This window comes from Thermococcus indicus, assembly GCF_006274605.1.
GTDB classification, from domain to species: Archaea; Methanobacteriota_B; Thermococci; order Thermococcales; family Thermococcaceae; genus Thermococcus; species Thermococcus indicus.
In genome coordinates this window covers 703,695-723,450 of record NZ_CP040846.1, presented here as the reverse complement: position 1 = coordinate 723,450, position 19,756 = coordinate 703,695, and the positions used below count along the sequence as shown (strand labels likewise).

The 19,756-nt window shown below is 54.8% G+C and carries 23 protein-coding genes; 20 read left to right on the top strand and 3 right to left on the bottom strand.

Translation table 11 applies throughout. From position 1 onward, the window contains the following. Positions 1-86: 86 nt before the first annotated feature. From FH039_RS03935 to FH039_RS03850, 18 genes are all read left to right on the top strand, one after another. Complete coding sequence (locus FH039_RS03935) at positions 87-1,451, top strand: RNA-guided endonuclease InsQ/TnpB family protein (RefSeq protein WP_139680285.1); 1,365 nt, start codon at positions 87-89, stop codon at positions 1,449-1,451. Between the two features lie 20 nt (positions 1,452-1,471). Further along, entirely contained in the window at positions 1,472-2,431 is a 960-nt protein-coding gene (locus tag FH039_RS03930) for a tetratricopeptide repeat protein (RefSeq protein WP_139680284.1), read from the top strand. Positions 2,432-2,514: 83 nt separating this feature from the next. Next, entirely contained in the window at positions 2,515-2,886 is a 372-nt protein-coding gene (locus FH039_RS03925) for a NifB/NifX family molybdenum-iron cluster-binding protein (RefSeq protein WP_139680283.1), read from the top strand. A gap of 44 nt (positions 2,887-2,930) precedes the next feature. Next, positions 2,931-3,941: a TDT family transporter gene (gene tdt / locus FH039_RS03920; protein WP_139680282.1), complete on the top strand. Its 1,011-nt coding sequence runs from the start codon at positions 2,931-2,933 to the stop codon at positions 3,939-3,941. 74 nt (positions 3,942-4,015) lie between these two features. Further along, complete coding sequence (locus tag FH039_RS03915) at positions 4,016-4,888, top strand: hypothetical protein (protein WP_240703273.1); 873 nt, start codon at positions 4,016-4,018, stop codon at positions 4,886-4,888. A gap of 52 nt (positions 4,889-4,940) precedes the next feature. Next, on the top strand, positions 4,941-5,360 hold the full coding sequence (gene hypA / locus FH039_RS03910; protein WP_139680281.1) for a hydrogenase nickel incorporation protein HypA: 420 nt from the start codon (positions 4,941-4,943) through the stop codon (positions 5,358-5,360). Beyond that, positions 5,357-6,088 carry an Mrp/NBP35 family ATP-binding protein gene (locus tag FH039_RS03905; RefSeq protein WP_139680280.1) on the top strand — a complete coding sequence of 244 codons (732 nt, stop codon included), beginning with the start codon at positions 5,357-5,359 and terminating at the stop codon, positions 6,086-6,088. Before hypA ends, FH039_RS03905 begins: the two co-directional genes overlap by 4 nt. Before the next feature lie 46 nt (positions 6,089-6,134). Continuing rightward, positions 6,135-6,455, top strand: coding sequence for a nucleotidyltransferase domain-containing protein (locus tag FH039_RS03900; RefSeq protein WP_240703272.1), 321 nt, complete (start codon positions 6,135-6,137; stop codon positions 6,453-6,455). Further along, positions 6,452-6,823 (top strand): HEPN domain-containing protein, encoded by a 372-nt coding sequence (locus FH039_RS03895; RefSeq protein WP_139680278.1) that lies wholly within the window; start codon positions 6,452-6,454, stop codon positions 6,821-6,823. The genes FH039_RS03900 and FH039_RS03895 overlap by 4 nt, the downstream gene beginning before the upstream one ends. A 3-nt stretch (positions 6,824-6,826) precedes the next feature. Beyond that, positions 6,827-7,300: a hydrogenase 3 maturation endopeptidase HyCI gene (locus FH039_RS03890; protein ID WP_206206164.1), complete on the top strand. Its 474-nt coding sequence runs from the start codon at positions 6,827-6,829 to the stop codon at positions 7,298-7,300. A gap of 60 nt (positions 7,301-7,360) precedes the next feature. Continuing rightward, a complete protein-coding gene (locus FH039_RS03885; protein WP_139681630.1) occupies positions 7,361-7,585 on the top strand; it encodes a HypC/HybG/HupF family hydrogenase formation chaperone in 225 nt (74 codons plus the stop codon). Beyond that, positions 7,582-8,700: a hydrogenase formation protein HypD gene (gene hypD, locus FH039_RS03880; RefSeq protein WP_139680276.1), complete on the top strand. Its 1,119-nt coding sequence runs from the start codon at positions 7,582-7,584 to the stop codon at positions 8,698-8,700. The genes FH039_RS03885 and hypD overlap by 4 nt, the downstream gene beginning before the upstream one ends. A 92-nt stretch (positions 8,701-8,792) precedes the next feature. Then, positions 8,793-11,111 (top strand): carbamoyltransferase HypF, encoded by a 2,319-nt coding sequence (hypF, locus tag FH039_RS03875; protein ID WP_139681629.1) that lies wholly within the window; start codon positions 8,793-8,795, stop codon positions 11,109-11,111. A 49-nt stretch (positions 11,112-11,160) separates the two neighbouring features. Further along, on the top strand, positions 11,161-11,487 hold the full coding sequence (locus tag FH039_RS03870) for a nucleotidyltransferase domain-containing protein (RefSeq protein ID WP_139680275.1): 327 nt from the start codon (positions 11,161-11,163) through the stop codon (positions 11,485-11,487). Further along, on the top strand, positions 11,484-11,879 hold the full coding sequence (locus tag FH039_RS03865) for a HEPN domain-containing protein (RefSeq protein WP_240703271.1): 396 nt from the start codon (positions 11,484-11,486) through the stop codon (positions 11,877-11,879). Before FH039_RS03870 ends, FH039_RS03865 begins: the two co-directional genes overlap by 4 nt. A 2-nt stretch (positions 11,880-11,881) precedes the next feature. Then, positions 11,882-12,898 (top strand): hydrogenase expression/formation protein HypE, encoded by a 1,017-nt coding sequence (gene hypE, locus FH039_RS03860; protein ID WP_139680274.1) that lies wholly within the window; start codon positions 11,882-11,884, stop codon positions 12,896-12,898. 90 nt (positions 12,899-12,988) lie between these two features. After that, complete coding sequence (locus FH039_RS03855) at positions 12,989-13,282, top strand: hypothetical protein (RefSeq protein ID WP_139681627.1); 294 nt, start codon at positions 12,989-12,991, stop codon at positions 13,280-13,282. Continuing rightward, on the top strand, positions 13,279-14,478 hold the full coding sequence (locus tag FH039_RS03850; RefSeq protein ID WP_139680273.1) for a cysteine desulfurase: 1,200 nt from the start codon (positions 13,279-13,281) through the stop codon (positions 14,476-14,478). The genes FH039_RS03855 and FH039_RS03850 overlap by 4 nt, the downstream gene beginning before the upstream one ends. Here FH039_RS03850 and FH039_RS03845 read toward each other — a convergent pair. After that, entirely contained in the window at positions 14,475-15,374 is a 900-nt protein-coding gene (locus tag FH039_RS03845; RefSeq protein ID WP_139681626.1) for a hypothetical protein, read from the bottom strand. The genes FH039_RS03850 and FH039_RS03845 overlap by 4 nt on opposite strands. A 149-nt stretch (positions 15,375-15,523) precedes the next feature. Here FH039_RS03845 and tnpA point away from each other — a divergent pair, with 149 nt between their 5' ends. Next, entirely contained in the window at positions 15,524-15,934 is a 411-nt protein-coding gene (gene tnpA, locus FH039_RS03840) for an IS200/IS605 family transposase (RefSeq protein WP_139680272.1), read from the top strand. 50 nt (positions 15,935-15,984) lie between these two features. Further along, positions 15,985-17,106, top strand: coding sequence for an RNA-guided endonuclease InsQ/TnpB family protein (locus FH039_RS03835; RefSeq protein ID WP_394344280.1), 1,122 nt, complete (start codon positions 15,985-15,987; stop codon positions 17,104-17,106). 41 nt (positions 17,107-17,147) lie between these two features. Here FH039_RS03835 and FH039_RS03830 read toward each other — a convergent pair whose 3' ends face one another. Both FH039_RS03830 and FH039_RS03825 read right to left on the bottom strand, forming a co-directional pair. Further along, positions 17,148-18,281 (bottom strand): ATP-NAD kinase family protein, encoded by a 1,134-nt coding sequence (locus tag FH039_RS03830; protein WP_139680271.1) that lies wholly within the window; start codon positions 18,279-18,281, stop codon positions 17,148-17,150. Between the two features lie 4 nt (positions 18,282-18,285). After that, positions 18,286-19,731 (bottom strand): potassium channel family protein, encoded by a 1,446-nt coding sequence (locus FH039_RS03825; RefSeq protein ID WP_139680270.1) that lies wholly within the window; start codon positions 19,729-19,731, stop codon positions 18,286-18,288. Positions 19,732-19,756 lie beyond the last annotated feature (25 nt).

The following is a 19,756-nucleotide window of genomic DNA, read 5'->3' as shown; positions in this document are numbered from 1 at the left end:
CTTTAGGGGGTGTACTCTAAGGCAAATTAGCCGTTAAGCGGAAAAGCAATCTTTTTTAAAGCCCAAAACACATACAATACCCTGGAATGAGGCGTGCAGTAACGGTCAAACTCCAACCATCAAAAGAACAGAGGGAAATTCTCTTCGAGTTAGCTCACGCGACAGCAGTAGTCTGGAACAAACTCAACTACCGGAGGCTCAAACAATTCAAAGAATTTGGCAAAATAGACTTCTCAACAACTGAAAAAGAGGCTTATTATGAGTTCAAGAACTGGATTGGGGGCTCAACTGTTCAACAATTAGCCAGAAAGAATGCTGGAGCATGGCGTTCATTCTTCTCACTCAACAGGAAGAAAAAGAAGGGGGAACTCCCCAAATGGTTTAAACCAAAGCCTCCAAAATTCGTCAAGGAGGAAAACGGCAGAAAACTCTTCATTATTCCCCTCAGGAACGACCAGTACAAAGTTAATGGGAATGTTCTCGAGTTGAGGAGGCTCGGCAAGTTCAAAAAACTTGAAATCCAGTTCAAGGGTGGGATACACTTGAAGGGAAAACAGGGGCGGTTAGAAATAACCTACGACTCCATAAAGAGAAAGTGGTACGCTCACATCAGCTTTACTGTCGAGGAAAAACTTGAGGGCAAAGAATGGGTAAACGTTCCTAGAACTCCGAAAGGAAACCTTTCAGCGGGGATAGACCTTGGAGTGAACAACTTAATGGCCGTTTATGTTGAAAATGGAGAAAGCTTCCTCGTGAATGGGAGACCCCTCAAAAGCATTGATTTTTACTGGCGGAAGAAGATTGCAGAGTATCAGTCAAAACTCAACAAATCTGGTGCTAAGACGAGTAGAAAACTCAGGAAGATGCACAATAAAGCAAAACTTCAGGCAAAGCACTACGTTAACACTGCCGTAAGGCAAACCGTCGAAAAACTCTACCACTTGGGCGTTTCGAGAATTGTAGTTGGTTATCCCAAGGGCATAGCGAGGAATTCTGATAAGGGCAAAAGGCAAAACTTCCTCCTCTCTCACGTCTGGCGTTTTAATTATGTTGTTAAACGCTTAACTGAGGTTGCTGAGGAGTATGGTATTCAGGTTTTGGTTGTTGGTGAGGCCTTCACTTCTCAAACTTGCCCCCTCTGTGGCCAACGCCATTCTAATGGAAGAATTTTTAGGGGTTTGTTTAAGTGCCACGGAGAGGGCGTTGTGATGAACGCTGATTTAGTTGGAGCGTTTAACATTTTGAGGAAGGCGGTGAAAACCATAACCCCGAGCCTCTCCGCTCTTGCGGGAGGTAGGGGTAACGGGGAGAAGACCCTCCCCGGGGGGTCGAAGATCCGCTTTGTTGTGGATCTAAATGAGACCCCTCAAACCTCCCTGCCAATGGCGAGGGGGTTAACCCCTCAGAACGGGGAGGAGGTCAGCAAAGCGTTAAATACTCTGGACGGCTAATTATTCTGAGGTGTTCTGATATGGAGGAGATTCTGAAGGCAATCGAGGAAAAGGACTGCAAAAAGGTCGCAGACCTTCTGTACCACAGGGTTGACGAGCTGGGCGACGAGGAGCTTAAGGATGTCCTCGAAAAGGCCGAAAAGCTCGCCCTGGAGTGTGGTGATTTCGAACTGTACAAGCTCACCGTTTACTACTTCCACGAACTCCTCGGTGTGGACAAGCTGAGCGAGTTTGAGAAGCTGGTCGAAGAGGAAGACACCTTTGAGATTAAGTTCGAGCTGGCGGATCTGTACTACCTCATCGGAGAGCTTGAGAAGAGCTTCGACCTCCACCGCTCCCTCCTGGAAGAGGAAACCGCAAGGGGCAACAAAGAGAACGTGGCGAAGGTGTATTACAGCATGGCCCTCATCCACGAGGAGCTTCAGGAGTACGAAAAGGCAATCGAGCTGATGGAGAAAGCAAAGGACATCTACAAAGAACTCGGAAAAGAGGAGGAGATTCTCAGAATAGACATACACAGGGCCTACGTGGTATTCGAGGCGGGTGAGACCTACGAGGCAAAGGCCATGCTTGCAGGACTGCTCCCGCTGGCGGAGGACAAAAAAGACCTTCTCGTGGAGATACACCTGAGCTTCGAGGAAATATTCGAGGAGGACGAGAACTACGAGGCCGCTTTGCAGGAGTGTCTCTACGCCCTCGTCAACGCCAGGGGCTCGGACTACGAGGACGTGGCCTTCGGATCACTGATGGATATCCTCTGGCAGCTGATGCTCGAAGACGATTTCGAGACGGTTTACCTTCACATGGACATGTTCGCCAGGGCGCTCCCTGAGCTGAGCGACTTCTTTGAGGCGGTGAAGGCCATAGCACTTTACAAGGACGGCAAAATAGAGGGAGAGGAGGCGAGCAAAGCCCTGGAAAAGGTCAAGGACCAGCGCCTGCTCGACCTCCTGGAGTTCCTCGGCGAAGCGGAGCTCTGATTCCCCTTTTATCTTCTCCCGGAACTAGTGTGCATATGCACAAGCTTTATATGTGAAGGTCTTTTCATAATAGTGGTGGTTCCATGAGAATCGCGGTTCCCCTGAAGGACGAGAGAGGGCTGGAGAGCGAGGTCTGCGAGCACTTCGGCCGGGCTAAATATTTCGCGTTCGTTGAGGTTGATGATGGCACCATCAAGGGCGCCGAAGTCGTCGAGGTTCCCTTCGAGGAGCACGGCCCTGGAGACATTCCAAACTTCGTGAAGGACCACGGCGGGGAAGTCGTGCTTGCCTACGGAATGGGCAGAAAGGCCATGGCATACTTCGAGAGCCTTGGCATCACCGTCGTCACCGGGGCCTACGGAAGGGTCAAAGACGTCGTTGAGGCCTTCATACACCAGGTTCTTGAGGTCGACTCCCACTGGAGGGAGAGAATAGAGGCGACGAAACACCAGTAAAAAAATTTTTAAATGAAATTTTTTTCATTTAATTTGGTGGTCGTATGGGAATCAAAGACTTCGCGCCGAGCTGGTTCGCGAGCGTTATGGGAACCGGCGCCCTGGCCCTCGTGAGCAAGGCTTACTCATGGAAACTCCCGCCCCTCGGAAACTTCGCCGAGCTCCTGACCTACCTCAACACGGTTTTGTTCTTCGTTCTGCTGGTGCCCTGGGTTCTGAGATGGATGGAATACAGAGAAGACGCCCTCAGAGACCTCCACCATCCTGTGCTCGGCAACTTCTACGGCACCATCGCGATAGCTATGCTGATCCTCTCGGCTGACTACCTGATGATATTCGGAAACACCACGCTCGCGTGGGCCTTCTGGCTGGCAGGCGTCCCGCTGACGATATTCTTCGCGTTCCTCATCCCGTACCTCTTCTTCACCTGCGAGGGAATTGACACCAAGGCCATAACACCGGCGTGGTTCATCCCGCCCGTGGGTCTGATAGTCATCCCGATAAGCGGCGCCAAGCTGATGACGCTGACGAGCGGAACGGCGAGGGAAATCATGGCCCTCATCAACGTCTTCGCCTGGGGCTCCGGCTTCTTCCTCTACCTGGCCCTGTTCGCGCTGGTGATGCTCCGATTCATCCGCCACGAGCCGATGCCCTGCGGAATAGCCCCGTCAATATGGATAAACCTGGGCCCCATCGGAGCGGGGACGAGCACCCTCTACGCTCTGGTCAAGGCGAGCGATTTCATAACGGTGAAGGAGCCGTTCTTAGTCTTCGGTCTGCTCTTCTGGGGCTTCGGCGTATGGTGGCTCGTCATGGCGATCCTGATGACGCTCCACTACGTCAGGAAGCTCAACCTCCCCTACAGCCTCGCCTGGTGGGCGTTCATATTCCCCCTCGGCGCCTACGTCAGTGCCACCTTCAACGTTGGAACAGCCTTCGAGATAAACGCCATCGTTAACTTCGGCTTCCTCCTCTACTGGCTCCTCTTAGTGATATGGCTGGTCACGGGGATAAAAACGGTGAAGTTGGTGGGGACAAAACATAAAGCCAAATGAAGCGAATATTCCACCATGGAAAAGACTATCAAAGTTGCTCTCTTACTTTCGTTACTCTCCCCTTCTTCGCCGAGGTGCTCAGCGGTTCGACTCCACCGCTTGAGGTCCTCACGAACCCCCTCTCGTTTCCGTTCCTGTGGGCCTACTACGGTGCAGGTGTTCTCCTCGCCCGCGAGGCGTGGGTTCGGTGGGGGAGGAACTACCTGAGGCTCATGCTCCTCGGCTTCGTCTACGGCATCGTGGAGGAGGGGCTCGTCATAAAGTCGTGGTTCAATCCGGAGTGGCCGGATTTGGGTATCTTGGGTGTTTATGGAAGAGCCTGGGGAGTTAACACGATTTGGGCGGTGTGGCTGACGATATTCCACTCCCTGATGAGCATAGCGGTTCCGATAATGGTGGTAGATGCCCTCTACCCGGAGTTCGAGGAAGAACGGCTTCTTGGAAAAAGAGGAACTGCGCTCGCATCTGCCTCATTTATTGTGTCCGGAGCGGCTTTCTTCACGTTCCTCGCCCCATACCGTCCGCCCGCAGTCCAGTATTCCCTCACCATCGTCCTCACGGCACTCCTGCTGTTCCTCGCAAGGCGGGTAAAAAGGGAGGCCATCTTCAAGCGCAGCATTCCGAGGGGACATCCCTTCGTCTATGGTTTCGGAGTTTCCTTCGCGTTGTTCTTTATATTCACGGCCTTCCCACACTCCCCAGTGCACCCCGTTGTGCCCTCCATCCTCGGACTCCTGGTGGCCCTCCACTTTTACTCCACGCCGGCCCGCCTGGACGAAAAGAGAAAGTACGCTCTCGTCCTTGGCTTCCTGGCCTTCTGGTTCGTTCCTTACGACATGATCCTTGAGCTCAACGGCGTGAGGGGGGAGGCCCTCCTCGGCGTGGCCACCTTCGCGGTTCTCGCGTGGAAGCTCAGGGAATGGGAAGCAATAAAACCCAAGGTTTGAAACCCGCCCATTTTTAAGCGTCCGGGAACAAAATCTAAACGGAGGGATTGGGATGCACGAGTGGGCACTCGCCGATGGTATAGTTAGAACCGCTCTGGATTACGCCGAAAAGGAAGGCGCGTCGAAGCTCCTTGCCGTTCAGGTTGTCCTGGGAGAACTTCAGGACGTCAACGCCGAGATAGTCGAGTTCGCGATGAAGGAGCTCCTCAAGGGGACCATTGGAGAGGGAGCGGAGATAGAGTTCATCGAAGAAGAGGCGGTCTTCAAGTGCCGCGACTGCGGCCACGAGTGGAAACTGAAGGAAGTGAAGGGAAGCTTCGACGAGCGCATAAAGGAGGACATACACTTCATTCCCGAGGTCGTTCACGCCTTCCTCGCCTGTCCGAAGTGCGGAAGCAGGGACTTCGAGGTGGTCAAGGGTAGGGGAGTTTACATAAGCGGCATAAAGATCGAGAAGGAGGGGGAGGCATGATAAGCATAGACCCGCGCGTCAAGGGCATAGAGGCTCGCCTTGAGAAGGTGAAGCGCATAATCCCCGTTGTCAGCGGAAAGGGCGGGGTTGGAAAGTCGCTGGTTTCGACCACTCTCGCCCTCGTTTTAGCCGAGAAGGGCCACAAGGTCGGCCTGCTCGACCTCGACTTCCACGGCGCAAGCGACCACGTTATCCTCGGCTTCGAGCCGGAGGAGTTCCCGGAGGAGGAGTACGGCGTAATCCCGCCGACGGTTCACGGGATAAAGTTCATGAGCATCGTCTACTACTCCGAGGACAAGCCGACGCCCATGAGGGGCATGGAGATAAGCGACGCCCTCATAGAGCTCCTCGCCATAACGCGCTGGGACGAGCTGGACTACCTCATCATAGACATGCCGCCCGGCCTCGGCGACCAGTTCCTCGACGTGCTGAGGTTCCTCAAGAGAGGCGAGTTCCTCGTCGTTGCAACGCCGTCAAAGCTCTCCATTAACGTCGTTGAGAAGCTTTTGACCCTGCTGGGGGAGAGGGAACACAGAATCCTCGGAATTATCGAGAACCTCAAGCTGGACGAGGAAAAGGACATAGAGGAGCTGGCTAAGAGGTTCGACGTGCCATATCTGGCCGGCATACCGCTGTACAGAGACTTGGAAGGGAAGATAGGAAAGCCGGACGAACTGTTAAAGACGAATTTCGCAGAGAGGATAAGGAAAGTCGTGGAGGAGATTTAGCGAAGGGTTTTTCTTTTCTTCATAACAAAGCTTAATGGGTGGAAGTGTGGAAGTGCGGAAGCTGATCCATGATACAGTTATTAACGTCTGCGGGGAGCAGGGAGTCGGTGTAGTTGAGATAATACTCTTTGGGTCAAGGGCCAAGGGCACCGCTAAAGAAGGCAGTGACTGGGATATTCTGCTCGTCACAGATGGCAGGGTGGAATGGAAAAAAAGACTGCATCTTACTGGAGAAATAAGGAAGAGGCTGGCAAAGAAGGGCCTCGCCATGGACATCCTCGTTGTATCCAAAGAGGAGCTTGAAAGGCTCAGGGACTCAAAGGAGTACATCTACTACTACGCCCTTCGGGAGGGTATCCCCGTATGAGCTACCTCGATTGGATACGAAAGGGAGAAGACGACCTCAAGTTAGCCGAACTCGCAGTGGAGAACGATATTCCGGACTACGCTGCATTTCACGCCCAGCAGGCCGTTGAGAAGTTCCTGAAGGCATTCCTTCTTAAAAATGATAAACCGCTGGTAAGAACCCACGACATAGCGTACCTCATTGAAAGGTGTAAGGAAATAGACCCCTCTTTTGAGGAGCTCTATAACCTCGGGGCTCACTATCTCTCGGACTTTGCCGTCGAAGTCAGATATCCCGGTTACCACACCGTACCAAAAGAACTGGCGGAGGAAGCGATAAAAATCGCGAAACAGGTTTTGGATTTTATCATTCAGCGGATGGAGGAATGAATTATGGAGCTCCCCGAACTCCTCAGGAAGGCCAAGCGGGTCGTCGTCTGTGGCATAGGTAACGATGTTAGGGGGGACGATGCCTTCGGCGTCATCGTCGCCGAGAGGCTGAAAGAACTCGTGAATAGCCCAAACGTCCTCGTTCTGAACTGCGGCGAGGTTCCGGAGAGCTACACCGGAAAAATAACCAACTTCAAGCCCGACCTGGTTATCTTCGTCGATGCCGTTGACTTCGGCGGGGAGCACGGGGAAGTCATAGTCGCCGATCCGGAGGGAACCCTCGGCGAGGCCGTCTCGACCCACAGCCTGCCGCTCAAGGTTCTGGTGGGCTACCTGAAGACACGCCTCAACGCGGAGTTCGTCCTCATCGGCTGCCAGCCGGCCGTTCTGGGCCTCTTCCAAGAGCCGAGCGAGATTATAATCGAACGGGCGAAAACACTCGCAGAATCGCTGGCCGGGGCCCTCGGAGGTGGTTGAAAACCAGAGGTTTAAAAAACCCCTAAAAAGGCGGCCGCGAACTAATCACAGGTGAGGGAAATGTGCTTAGCGATTCCGGGAAAGATCATCGAAATCGACGGAAAAACCGCGGTTGTAGATTTTGGAGGCGTGAGGCGGGAGGTTCGCCTGGATTTGCTTCCGAACGTCGAGGTTGGGAACTACGTCATAGTTCACACGGGCTTCGCGATAGAGAGGCTCGACGAGAAGAGGGCACTGGAGATACTCGAGGCGTGGGCAGAGGTCGAGCGGGCATTGGAGGGATGAACGTGACCGACGTCCTGAACGCCTTCAAGGACAGGGAGCTGGCCCAGAAGGTCGTGAGGAAGATACGCGAGGAGGCGAAGGGTCTCGATGAGCTCCGCTTCATGCACGTCTGCGGGACGCACGAGGATACCGTAACCCGCTCCGGAATACGCTCGCTTTTGCCGGAGAACGTCAAGATAGTCAGCGGGCCGGGCTGTCCTGTCTGCATAACCCCCGTCGAGGACATCGTCAAGATGCGCGAGATAATGAAGGAGGCCTACGCGGAGGGAGATAGGATAATCCTGACCACCTTCGGGGACATGTACAAAATCCCAACTCCCCTTGGAAGCTTTGCGGACCTCAAGAGCGAGGGCTACGATGTCAGGGTCGTCTATTCCATATTCGACACCTACAGGATTGCCAAGGAGAACCCCGACAGAACTGTCGTGCACTTCAGTCCCGGCTTTGAGACGACTACTGCCCCAGCCGCTGGAATGCTGAACGCCGTCGTGGAGGAGGGGCTTGAAAACTTCAAGATATACTCCGTCCACCGCCTAACTCCCCCAGCCGTTGAGGCCCTCGTGAAGGCCGGAACGCGCTTCCACGGGCTCATAGACCCGGGTCACGTCTCAACGATAATAGGCGTTAGAGGCTGGGAGTACATAACGACCGACTACGGCATACCGCAGGTCATAGCGGGCTTCGAGCCCGTGGACATGCTGATGGCTATTCTGCTCCTCATACGGATGGTTAAGAACGGCGAGGTGAAGATACTCAACGAGTACACGAGGGTTGTCAAGTACGAGGGCAACGTAACGGCTCAGAGGCTTATCGATAAGTTCTTCGACGTCACCGACGCCAGGTGGCGCGCCCTCGGAACCATACCCGAAAGCGGGCTTGAGCTGAAGAAGGAATGGAAAGAGCTGGAGATAAGGACGTACTACGACCCGGAGGTTCCAAAGCTTCCAGACCTCGAAAAGGGCTGCATCTGCGGCGCCATCCTTCGCGGTCTGGCGCTGCCTCCCCAGTGCCCGCACTTCGGCAAGACATGCACGCCGCGGAGCCCAATAGGGCCGTGCATGGTCTCATACGAAGGAACCTGCAGCATCTTCTACAAGTACGGAGCTTTGTTCTGACACCAAAGGTTGAAAACTCCTCCCCGGTTTTTAACTTTTGGTTTTAGAAACCTATAAAGGCCCGGATTACCAAGAAGAAACCGGTGAGAGGAATGAAGGCTTACCGGCTTCACGTTCAGGGCATCGTTCAGGCCGTCGGATTTCGGCCCTTCGTCTACAGAATCGCCCATGAAAACAACCTGAGGGGCTACGTCAAGAACCTCGGCGATGCGGGGGTTGAGATAGTCGTCGAGGGCAGGGAGGAGGAGGTAGAGTCTTTTCTGCGAGACCTCAGGGAGAAGCTTCCCCCACTCGCGCGGATAGAGACAATAAGAAAGAGGGAGCTTCCACCCCAGGGCTTCGACCGCTTCTACATCGAGAAGAGCTCCCAGGGCGGGGAAGGCGGGGACTCGATAATCCCGCCCGATATAGCCATCTGTGAAGACTGTCTGAGGGAGCTCTTTGACCCGACGGACAAGCGCTATATGTATCCCTTCATCGTCTGCACCAACTGTGGGCCCAGGTTTACAATCATCGAGGATCTGCCCTACGATAGAATCAACACCACGATGAGAGAGTTCCCGATGTGCGACTACTGCGAGAGCGAGTACAGGGATCCTCTCAACAGGCGCTACCATGCGGAACCCGTCTGCTGTCCGGTCTGCGGGCCGAGCTACCGGCTCTACACGAATGATGGAGATGAAATCATCGGCGACCCGCTGAAAAAGGCGGCGGAGCTGATAGACAAGGGCTACATCGTCGCCATCAAGGGGATCGGTGGAATACACCTCGCCTGTGACGCCACCAACGAGGAAGCTGTTGCGGAGCTGAGGAGGAGAACCCACAGACCCCAGAAGCCCTTCGCGATAATGGCGAAGGACGTCGAGACGATTGAGGAGTTCTCCTTCTTAAGCAGAGAGGAACTCGAGGAGCTGACCTCCTACAGGAGGCCAATAGTAACGCTCCGCAAGAAGGAGCCGTTTCCCCTGCCGGAGAACCTCGCGCCGGGACTTCACACCATAGGCGTCATGCTCCCCTACGCGGGAACGCATTACATACTCTTCCACTGGAGCAAAAGCAAAGTCTACGTCATGACCTCTGCGAACTACCCGGGAATGCCGATGGTCAAGGACAACGACCGGGCCTTCGAGGAGCTGAAGGATGTCGCGGACTACTTCCTCCTCCACAACAGGAAGATACTCAACCGCGCGGATGACAGCGTCATCAGGTTCGTCAACGGAAGGAGGGCGGTGATAAGGCGCTCCCGCGGCTTCGTGCCGCTGCCCGTAGAGATACCCTTCAACTACCGCGGCTTGGCCGTCGGGGCGGAGCTTCTCAACGCCTTCGGCGTCGCCAAAAACGGGAAGGTTTACCCCAGCCAGTACATCGGGAACACCTCGAAGGTCGAAGTCCTCGAGTTCATGGGAGAGGCCATAGAACACTTCAAGAGAATCCTCCGCGTGGACGGGTTCGACCTCATAATAGCCGACCTGCACCCGAGCTACAACACGACAAAGCTGGCCATGGAGATGGCCAACGAGCTGAACGTGGAGTTCCTCCAGGTGCAGCACCACTACGCACACATAGCGAGCGTCATGGCCGAGCGGAAGCTGGACGAGATGATAGGCATAGCCGTTGACGGCGTCGGCTACGGGACGGATGGAAACACCTGGGGCGGCGAGGTAATATACCTGAGCTACGAGGACGTTGAGAGATTGGCCCACATAGACTACTACCCGCTCCCGGGCGGAGATTTGGCCAGTTACTACCCGCTAAGGGCCCTGATGGGTATTCTGAGCAAGGTTTACAGCATAGATGAGCTCGAGGGGATAATAGAGAGATGCTGCCCGAAGGCCATCGAGAGCCTCCGCTACGGAAAGGTGGAGTTCGAGGTAATACTTACCCAGCTGGCAAAGGAGGTCAACACGGGCTACGCCTCCTCAACCGGCAGGGTGCTGGATGCATTCTCTGTTCTCCTCAACGTGGCGTACAGAAGGCACTACGAAGGCGAGCCGGCGATGAAGCTGGAGAGCTTCGCGATGCGCGGGAAGAACGATCTGAAGTTTGAGGTTCCCGTTGAGGGAGAGCTGATAAGGGTGGAAGAGCTCTTTGCCCAGGCACTCGACGTCATCGACACAGCCAGCCCGGCGGACATAGCCTACTCCCTCCACCTCGCCCTCGGAAGGGCCTTCGCAGAAACCGCCGTGGAGAAAGCTAAGGAGTTCGGGGTCAAGAACGTTGGAATAAGCGGCGGCGTCGCCTTCAACGAGCTGATAGTCAAGACCGCCAGAAAGATCGTTGAGGCCGCCGGCTTGAGCTTCCACACGACCCACGAGGTTCCGCGCGGCGATAACGGGATAAACGTCGGCCAGGCCTTCCTCGGCGGACTTTACCTCGAGGGATACCTCACGAGGGAGGACCTGATGCTGTAAAGGGAAAGGATTTAACCAGAAAAAGGCAATCATTAGATGGGTGTGAGTGATGCCCGTAATCCAGAGAGAAGAACTGGAAAAGATCCTGCGCGAGGTAAAGTCCAGCCTGCAAGAAATTCTCGGCGATGACTTGGTGGAGGTCATCCTCTTCGGCTCCTACGCGAGGGGAGAGGCGAGGGAAGACAGCGACGTTGATGTTCTGGTGGTGGTCAAGAACTGGCCGAGCGTCGAGAAACTTGAAAGAATTGGCGAGCTTTCGGCGGAATTGGTTCTGAAGTACGGTGTTGTGTTCTCACTGATTCCATACGTTGAGAACCCCAAAATGTCGAGCGACCCGTTGATATGGAACGTTAATACCGAGGGGGTCAGGATATGAAAGAGAGAATTCCTTTGATGATTAATAAGGCAGAGAGAAGTCTCGAAGCGGCAAGAACACTCCACGAGAGTGGCATGTACGACTTCGCGGTTTCAAGGGCTTATTATACCATGTTCTACTGCGCTGAGGCCATTCTGCTAACGAAGGGGATAAGCGTTTCGAAGCATTCCGCTGTTATAGCCCTCCTCGGAAGGGAGTTCGTGAAGACCGGCGAAGTTCCCCACAAGTTCTTTACCTACATCACGCTTGCCTTTGAGGTGAGGCAGGTAGGTGACTACTCTGTGATGAACGACATCCCTGAGGAAACATCCCTGCAACAGATTAAGCACGCCGAGGAGTTCCTTGAATTCACGAGGCGTTACCTCTCATTCAAAGGCTTTTTGGAGGAATGAGTATGGTTGAGAAGATAAAGCTCGAACACGGGGCAGGCGGAGAGATAATGGAAGAGCTCCTGAGGGACGTTATACTCAAAAACCTGAGCCTAAAATCGGCCGGGGGGATAGGCTTAGACGCCCTTGACGACGGGGCAACGATACCCTTTGGCGATAAGCACATCGTCTTCACGATAGACGGCCACACGGTCAGGCCGCTCTTCTTCCCGGGCGGAGACATTGGTAGATTGGCCGTCAGCGGGACGGTGAACGATCTAGCAGTTATGGGAGCAAAGCCCCTCGCCCTAGCCAACTCCATGATAATTGGCGAAGGCTTCGACGGGGAAGACCTGAAGAGAATCCTCCGCTCAATGGACGAGACCGCCAAGGAGGTGCCCGTTCCCATAGTCACCGGTGACACCAAGGTCGTCGAGGACGGGATAGGTATCTTTGTCATAACGGCAGGAATCGGAATCGCCGAGAGGCCGGTGAGCGACGCCGGGGCGAAAGTTGGCGACGTCGTTCTCGTCAGCGGCACCGTTGGCGACCACGGGATAGCTTTGATGAGCCATAGGGAAGGCATAGCCTTCGAGACCGAGCTTGAGAGTGACGTTGCCCCTATATGGGAGGTCGTTGAGGCGGTAGCCAAAGCAATAGGCTGGGAGAAGGTTCATGCGATGAAGGACCCAACCAGGGGTGGCTTGAGCAACGCCCTCAACGAGATGGCGAGGAAGGCCAACGTGGGCATACTCATAAGGGAGGCAGATGTCCCCGTCAGGCCGGAGGTCAGGGCCGCGAGCGACATGCTCGGAATAAGCCCCTTCGATGTCGCCAACGAGGGCAAGGTCGTCATGGTCGTTCCAAGGGAGCACGCGGAGGAAGCGCTGGAAGCTATGAGGCGCACTGAGAAGGGTAGGAACGCGGCGGTAATAGGTGAGGTCATAGGGGACTACAGAGGTAAAGTTCTGGTCGAGACGGGAATAGGAGGAAAACGCTTCCTTGAGCCGCCGGCCGGAGACCCGGTTCCGAGGGTCTGCTGAGCCCTTTTCCTGATTCCCACTTTTGTCCTTAACCTTCGGTTTGGGAAAGCCGTATAAGGCTCTTTTTCCAATTTCGAACCGGTGGGGAAGATGATAATCGCAAAGCCCTGCGTAACGATGAAGGGAGTCGTCATAAGCGGCTATTCTTGGGAGCGCCAGGTGAAGATAGACCTGACGAGAACTGCCCAGTGCCTGAGGGAGAAGGGTTACACCGTGAAGAAGCTCCTGCCGGGCATGATGCTGATCCTTGAGATGGATGGCTACGAGACGAGTGTCTATCCAAGTGGCAAGATAATAATCAAGCTCCTCGAGGACTCAAAGAAGGGCGAGGAGCTCGCTCGAATAATATACGACTGCGCTGGAGTTCTGGAGGTGATTTCATGAAAATTCCTGAGGATGTTAGGAAGGACATTCCGCTGACCGAGGAGGTCATATACTTCGACAACACGGCCACTTCACTCACGCCGAAGCCTGTTATAGAGGCGATGGACGAGTACTACCTCAGGTACCGCGCCAACGTCCACAGGGGAATACACAGGCTCTCCCAGATGGCGACCCACAAGTACGAGGAGAGCAGAAAGGTGGTTGCAGATTTCCTCAACGCCAAGTTCGAGGAGATAGTCTTCACCAAGAACACCAGCGAGAGCCTCAATCTGGTTGCCCTCGGTCTGGAGGGCATATTCAAGCCCGGCGACAGGATAGTGACGACCCCCTACGAGCACCACTCTGATCTGCTCCCCTGGCAGAGGTTAGCGAAAAAGCTCGGCCTCAAGCTTGAGTACATAGAAGGCGACGACGAGGGCAACCTAGATTTGAGCGACGCGGAGAAGAAGATTAAGGGCGCGAAGCTGGTCGCTGTTCAGCACGTCTCCAACGCCCTCGGAGTTATCCACGAGGTCGAGGAGCTCGGCAAGATGGCCAAAGAAGCTGGAGCGATATTCGTCGTCGATGCCGCCCAGAGCGCCGGCCATATGGAGGTGGACGTGAGGAAGCTCCAAGCGGATTTCCTGGGGCTTTCCGGCCACAAGGGGCCGATGGGACCAACTGGCATAGGCGTTCTCTACATCAACGAGGAGTTCTTTGAGGCTTTTGAGCCTCCACTGATAGGCGGGGGAACGATAGAGGACGTTGGACTGGAGGGCTACAAGCTGACCGAGCCGCCGGAAAGGTTCGAGGCGGGGACACCAAACATAGGCGGTGCAATAGGCCTCGCCGCAGGAATAAGGTACATCGAGAAAATAGGGGTAGACAAGATCGAAAGACAGGAGCACAAGCTAGTCAAGAGAATAACAGAGGGCCTCGATGAGCTTGAAGTGCCGTGGTACGGGCCGAGGAACCTGAGGAAGCATGCCGGTGTGGTGAGCTTCAACGTCCCCGGCCTTCACCCCCACGACGTTGCCGCGGTCCTCGACAACCACAACATCATGGTGAGGAGCGGCCACCACTGTGCTCTGCCCGTCATGAAGAGGCTCGGAATAAACGGTACGGTTAGAGCCTCGTTCCACGTCTACAACAGCCTCGAAGAAGTTGAGACCTTCCTCGGCGTCATGGAGGAGCTGATGAAAAGTTTGAGAAGTTAGGGGAGGAACTCTCCCCACTCCACGTTTATCGTCTCCGGAGTGCGGTAGATGAAGGCCGCCTCCCCCTTGTGGACGTGCTTCCTCATCGGGCCCGGCGGGACGCCGTTCGTCTCGTAGATGACGCTCTGGGTGTCCGGGTCGTGGTAGAGAACCAGGCTCGGGCCGGCCAGATTCATTATCGAGTCTATCGCGTACTGGGTTGCTAGAACCGTCACCCTCGCCCGTATAGGCCTCGTTATCAAAGGTATGGCCGCACCGCCCGCCGTGGTGTAGGCTAAAACGGCCGCATCGTTGACGCCTATCATGGTGTTCCGTCTGTGCCTGACCACGGCACTCACCACTAGGAAAGCTATGCCCGCGAGGGTTATGCTGTAGGTCTCCCCCAGCTCCACCAGGATATTCTTTCCGAACTCAGGAGGTTTTCCGGAGTAGAAGGCCTCGTCCAAAGGTGTGTAGCTTTCCCGGATAACCTCCGCGTATTTTCCGTCCGACTTCGCTGCCTCGGGAACGCTCTTCACCTTCCCGGCAAGGAAATCGGCGTAGAGCCTGTCCGTCAGGGTTCTGTCGAGTCCGTAAACGGTCTGGACTATCGTTGCAGCTGTGTAGCCGTCGAGAAGGCCCTTCCCCGCGAGGGCTATGGGGTCGAGGCCGGTTTCCCCTCCGTCCTTCACCCTGATGATGGTTTCAAAGCCCTCCTCCGGGAAGTCTCCCTCCGTGTCGAAGATAACGACCCCGTAGTCAATCTCCCGGTACCTATCCGCGAAGTATTTCAGCGCCTTTCCAGGCCACTCATCCATTCCAAAGACCTTGAGAGTCCTGCCGTGGTAAACGGGGTCGTAGAAGGTATCCTCACCCTCCCTCTCAAAGAGCCTAACCGCTATACGGCTGTACTTCATGCGGTTCACCGATTGAGAATAGGGAGAGGTTCTATAAACGGCTTCTGGTTCTTTAACCAATCGGGCGGGAAGTCCCTTTCCGAAAGGGAGGGGATGAGAGCCCGAAACCCTTAAATAACTTCCATAGTTATAGCGAATATGGGATAACTATGAAATACAAACTCGACAAAGGAGCCCACTCAGTTTACGCACTGTACTACCACCTAATTTTAGTCGTTAAATACAGGAAAAGAGTCTTTACAGACGACAGAATAATAGATTTCCTAAAACAGAAAATCCACGAAATCTCAGAAACGCACGAGGTAGAAATCCTCGCCATAGAAACCGACCAAGACCACGTTCACATACTCTTCAAGGCAAAACCAACCCTCAACATACCAAAATACATCAACGCCCTCAAGACCATAACCTCACGGGAGATACGCAGAAACTTCCCCGAAGTGAAGGAGAAACTGTGGAGGAACGCTTTCTGGTCGCCTTCATACTTCCTCGCTACTTCAGGCCAAGTGACACTCGACGTTCTCAAGGCATACGTCGAAAGCCAAGGTGAGAGGAAGTGATAACCTCCTACCGCTTCCGCATTTACCCATCAAAAACCCAACAAGAAACAATGATCCAGCACATGGAACTGTGCAGATGGCTCTACAACCAGCTCTTGAAGGCCAAGCGAGAGAACCCAAGTCTCCGGAAGTACGATACTCAAAGACTCATCGTCGAGCTGAAGAAGGAAAACCCCGAACTCAACAACGTGTATTCGAAAGTCCTCCAAATGGTGAACCACCAGCTCTGGTCAAACCTGAAAGCCCTGAACGAGCTCAAGAAAAGGGGCCACAAAGTCGGAAAACTACGCTACAAAACCTCGCCCAATAGCTGGAAGATTCTAAACTACAACCAGAGCGGCTTCAAGCTCGATGAGGAGCGGAAGAGACTGCACCTCTCAAAAATTGGCGAATTCCCCATCAAGCTCCACCGCAGGATTAAGGGCAAAGTGAAGGGCGTCATCATCAAGAGGACGAGGAGCGGAAAGTGGTACGCAATCTTTCAGGTTGAGGAGGAACCAGAACCGCTTCCAGAAACAGGGAGAACTGTAGGGATTGATTTGGGTGTTAGATACTTCGCAACCGACAGCGATGGGAACGCCTTTGAAAACCCGCTCTTCTTGGAGAAATCCCTTGAGCGGATTAAGAAACTCCAGCGGCAACTTTCGAGGAAACAAAAGGGTTCAAAGAACTTGGAGAAGGCAAGGGTGAAGCTGGCGAAGGCTTATGAGAAGCTTTACAACCAGAGGAGGGACTTCCTCCACAAGCTCGCCCTCTACTACGTCAGGAATTATGACGTCATAGTCCTTGAGGAGTTGGACGCTAAAAACATCGTGGAAAACGGCTCCTCCAAGGGGTTCAAGCGTCGTTTCCTTGATTCGGCTTTGAAGGAATTCGTTAGAATACTCTCCGACAAGGCTGGGAGGGCTGGTCGGAGGGTCGTTTTCGTTGAGCCTGCCCACACTTCGAGGACTTGCTCCCGCTGTGGGTTCGTCGTTGAGGAGTTGGGGCTTTCTGACAGGGTTTTTGTGTGCCCGAGGTGTGGGTCTGAATTGGAGATGGACAGGGATTTGAACGCTTCGTTCTATATTTGGATGAAGGGCTGGGACGGCCCGGATTGCCTGTGGAGGGAAGACCTCTACCCCGTTTCGTGCCCTATCAGGCTGTCGTCACGGGGCAAGTCTTCCCGATGAAGCAGGAAGCCCCGCCCGAAAGGACGGGGTAGTTCACTCGCCTAAACGACCCTCACCATCCTCTCCATCCAGGGACTCACCCTGACCTTCATGTATCCGCGCAGCTTCTCATCCACCTCCCTGTTCCCAGTGTAAACCCTGAGCGGGCCGTTTTCGAGCTTGGAAGGGGTGGCAACGACTGTTATGTTTTCCCTGGGAATCCTCCTCAACACCTCGGCCGAGAACTGCTGATTGCCCCGCCCGAAGAGGAACCCGAGGCCGCCTATAACCGTGACAACCACCCTGGGTTCTCTATCGGCAAAACGGAGCAAGTCTTCCTCTGTGGCATCTTTGACAACGAGCCTGACCTTGCCGTCCTTCACCTCAACAACGTCCACCCCGAGAAGGGTTCCCTCTATTCCCAGTCCCTCCTTTATCCTCTTCACCGTCGAACCGGAGCCAAGGAAGTATATTCCATCGTTCTCCAGGATTTCCTCGGCGACGGCTTCAGCGATCGCCTCAAGCTCGTCTTCCTCGCTGAGGGGGATTCTCTCCTTGCTGCCCTGCACAAGGGTCTCGACAACCGGGACGATGGCCTTCCCGTAGGTTCTTGCCTTAACCTCGTCGTGGCGGTAGGCGTCTTCATCTATGTCCCTCACCTCACGCTCCTCCAGCCTGGCGCGCCCGTGGAGAAAATCCACCAGAACCCTTGCCGCGTCTTCCGGGGAATATGCAAAAACCCCCGAGTACATCTTAACGCCCGTTGGGATTCCAAGGATCGGGAGATTCTCATCGATTGCCTCAACCACATCCCTGGCCGTCCCATCACCGCCAGCAAAGAGGAGGAGGTCAACCTTCCCACGCATCCTTCTCGCAAGCTCCCTGGTATCGTCCGATGTTGTGTCCGGTATCCTAGCCCCATCGACCTCCCGGTAGCGGATTTCCCTGTGTCGTATCACCCCGAACTCAAAGTCAAACTCCTTGAGAACGTCTTCTCCTAAAGGGCCCGGGCCCGTAATGAACCTTATTCCACCGGCCTCATCGTAGTGGGAAAGCTCCTCCAAAAAGAGCCTCACAAGGTCCTGGGCAATAGGCTTAGCTCCTCTCCTCACGGCCTCCTCAACGACTCCGTCTGTGCCCTTCAGTGCCACCTTCCCGCCCATTCCGGCTATGGGATTGATTATAAGACCTATCATCCTCTCACCTCATGTATCTCCTCGCGAACACAGTCAGGAAAACCGCCCACATGAACATGCCAAACAGGGCTTCCACGGAGGCTATTACCCTGCCCATCCCTATCGGGTGGTAGTCGCCGTAGCCGAGGGTCGTCGCGGTGACAACGCTGAAGTACTCGTAGTCGAGGAAGCCCATAGCCCCAGAGATGCCCTCGACGCTCCGCGTCAGGAAGAATAAGATGGGGAAGAAGACGTTAACAGCCGCAAGCCATATCAGTATTGGCCTCTTCCAGTCGGTGCCGTATTTACAGGTCAAATCCGCGAAGAGCCACTCGAAGAGCGCCTCCATCCTCATGAAGAGCCTTTTAATGCCCCTTCCCCTGCCGCTCAGCCGGGAGTTTCTCTTGGCCACCATCTCCAGATAGTAGTACCGGTCGGCCCTCTCGAAGTCCCCGTTCCGCTCCCAGCTTATCCTGGCGAGGCGGTAGAGAACCTCAGCCGCTCGGTGGCTGTTGAACCTGCAATCCTCGACCTCAACGAAGCCCTCGACGTTGAGTTCCACAGGAATGTTGGGCAGAACCGTGGAGTTCCAGGCGAAGTCGCCGTGGAAGGATACCTTCCGGAATATCAGGTTGCCCATGACCCTCGTGTGCACGAACTCGGGATTCCTGAGCCAGCTTCCAAGGATTTCGGCGTGACCGAAGACGTTGAGGTTCTCGAGCACGAGGTTGCCGTGGAATCTCCGCACGCTCAGCCTGACCTGCCTCTTGAAGCGCGCCGACTGGTCGAAGCCTATGTTCCGGAGAACGAGGGCGGTGGCCTTAACGGCCCTTTCGCGCGATTCGGATGGCTTTATTCCATGCTCCTCGAGGATCTTCCGCAGGAGGGGATAGCGGACGTTTATTCCAATCCTGCGGACTTCACTCAGGTCGCTCAGCTCTATCCTCCCGGTCGCGGTTCTGCGCTCCCCGTACTCCCTCTCGCCCTCCTCCCCCTTGCCGGTGTACTCGGTCGAGTTTATCATGACGTAGCGAACGCTCGAATTCCTGATGTAGACCGAGTTGGAGAACCCAACGCGGAGCAGGTTCAGGCCGAAGACGTGGGAACCGTGAACGGTGAACGTTCCGAGCTCGCTCTCAAAGACGACCAGCCTGCCCACGGTGGAATTGTAGAAGGTCACACCCGGCACGTTAACGCCGTCGAAGAGTATCGTCCTGACCTGTGAGTTTTTGAAGACTATCGGCTTCTCGGCTTTGAAATCGCTTATTTTGACATCGTAGAGGTAAACGCCCTCAAAATAGGTCTGGCCTGCATTGAGCCTTTTGAGAAAAGCCTCCTCCTTCACCCGTTTTATTTCATCCCCCAGAAGCCTCTCGCCCTCGTCGTAAGGTATGTGGAGGGGACAGTAGGCGGAGCCCTCGATGGGCTTCAGCCTGCACTTCTGCCCGTTCTCGTAGGTGTACTCGCACATGGGCCTCCCCGATGAACTAGTTTCC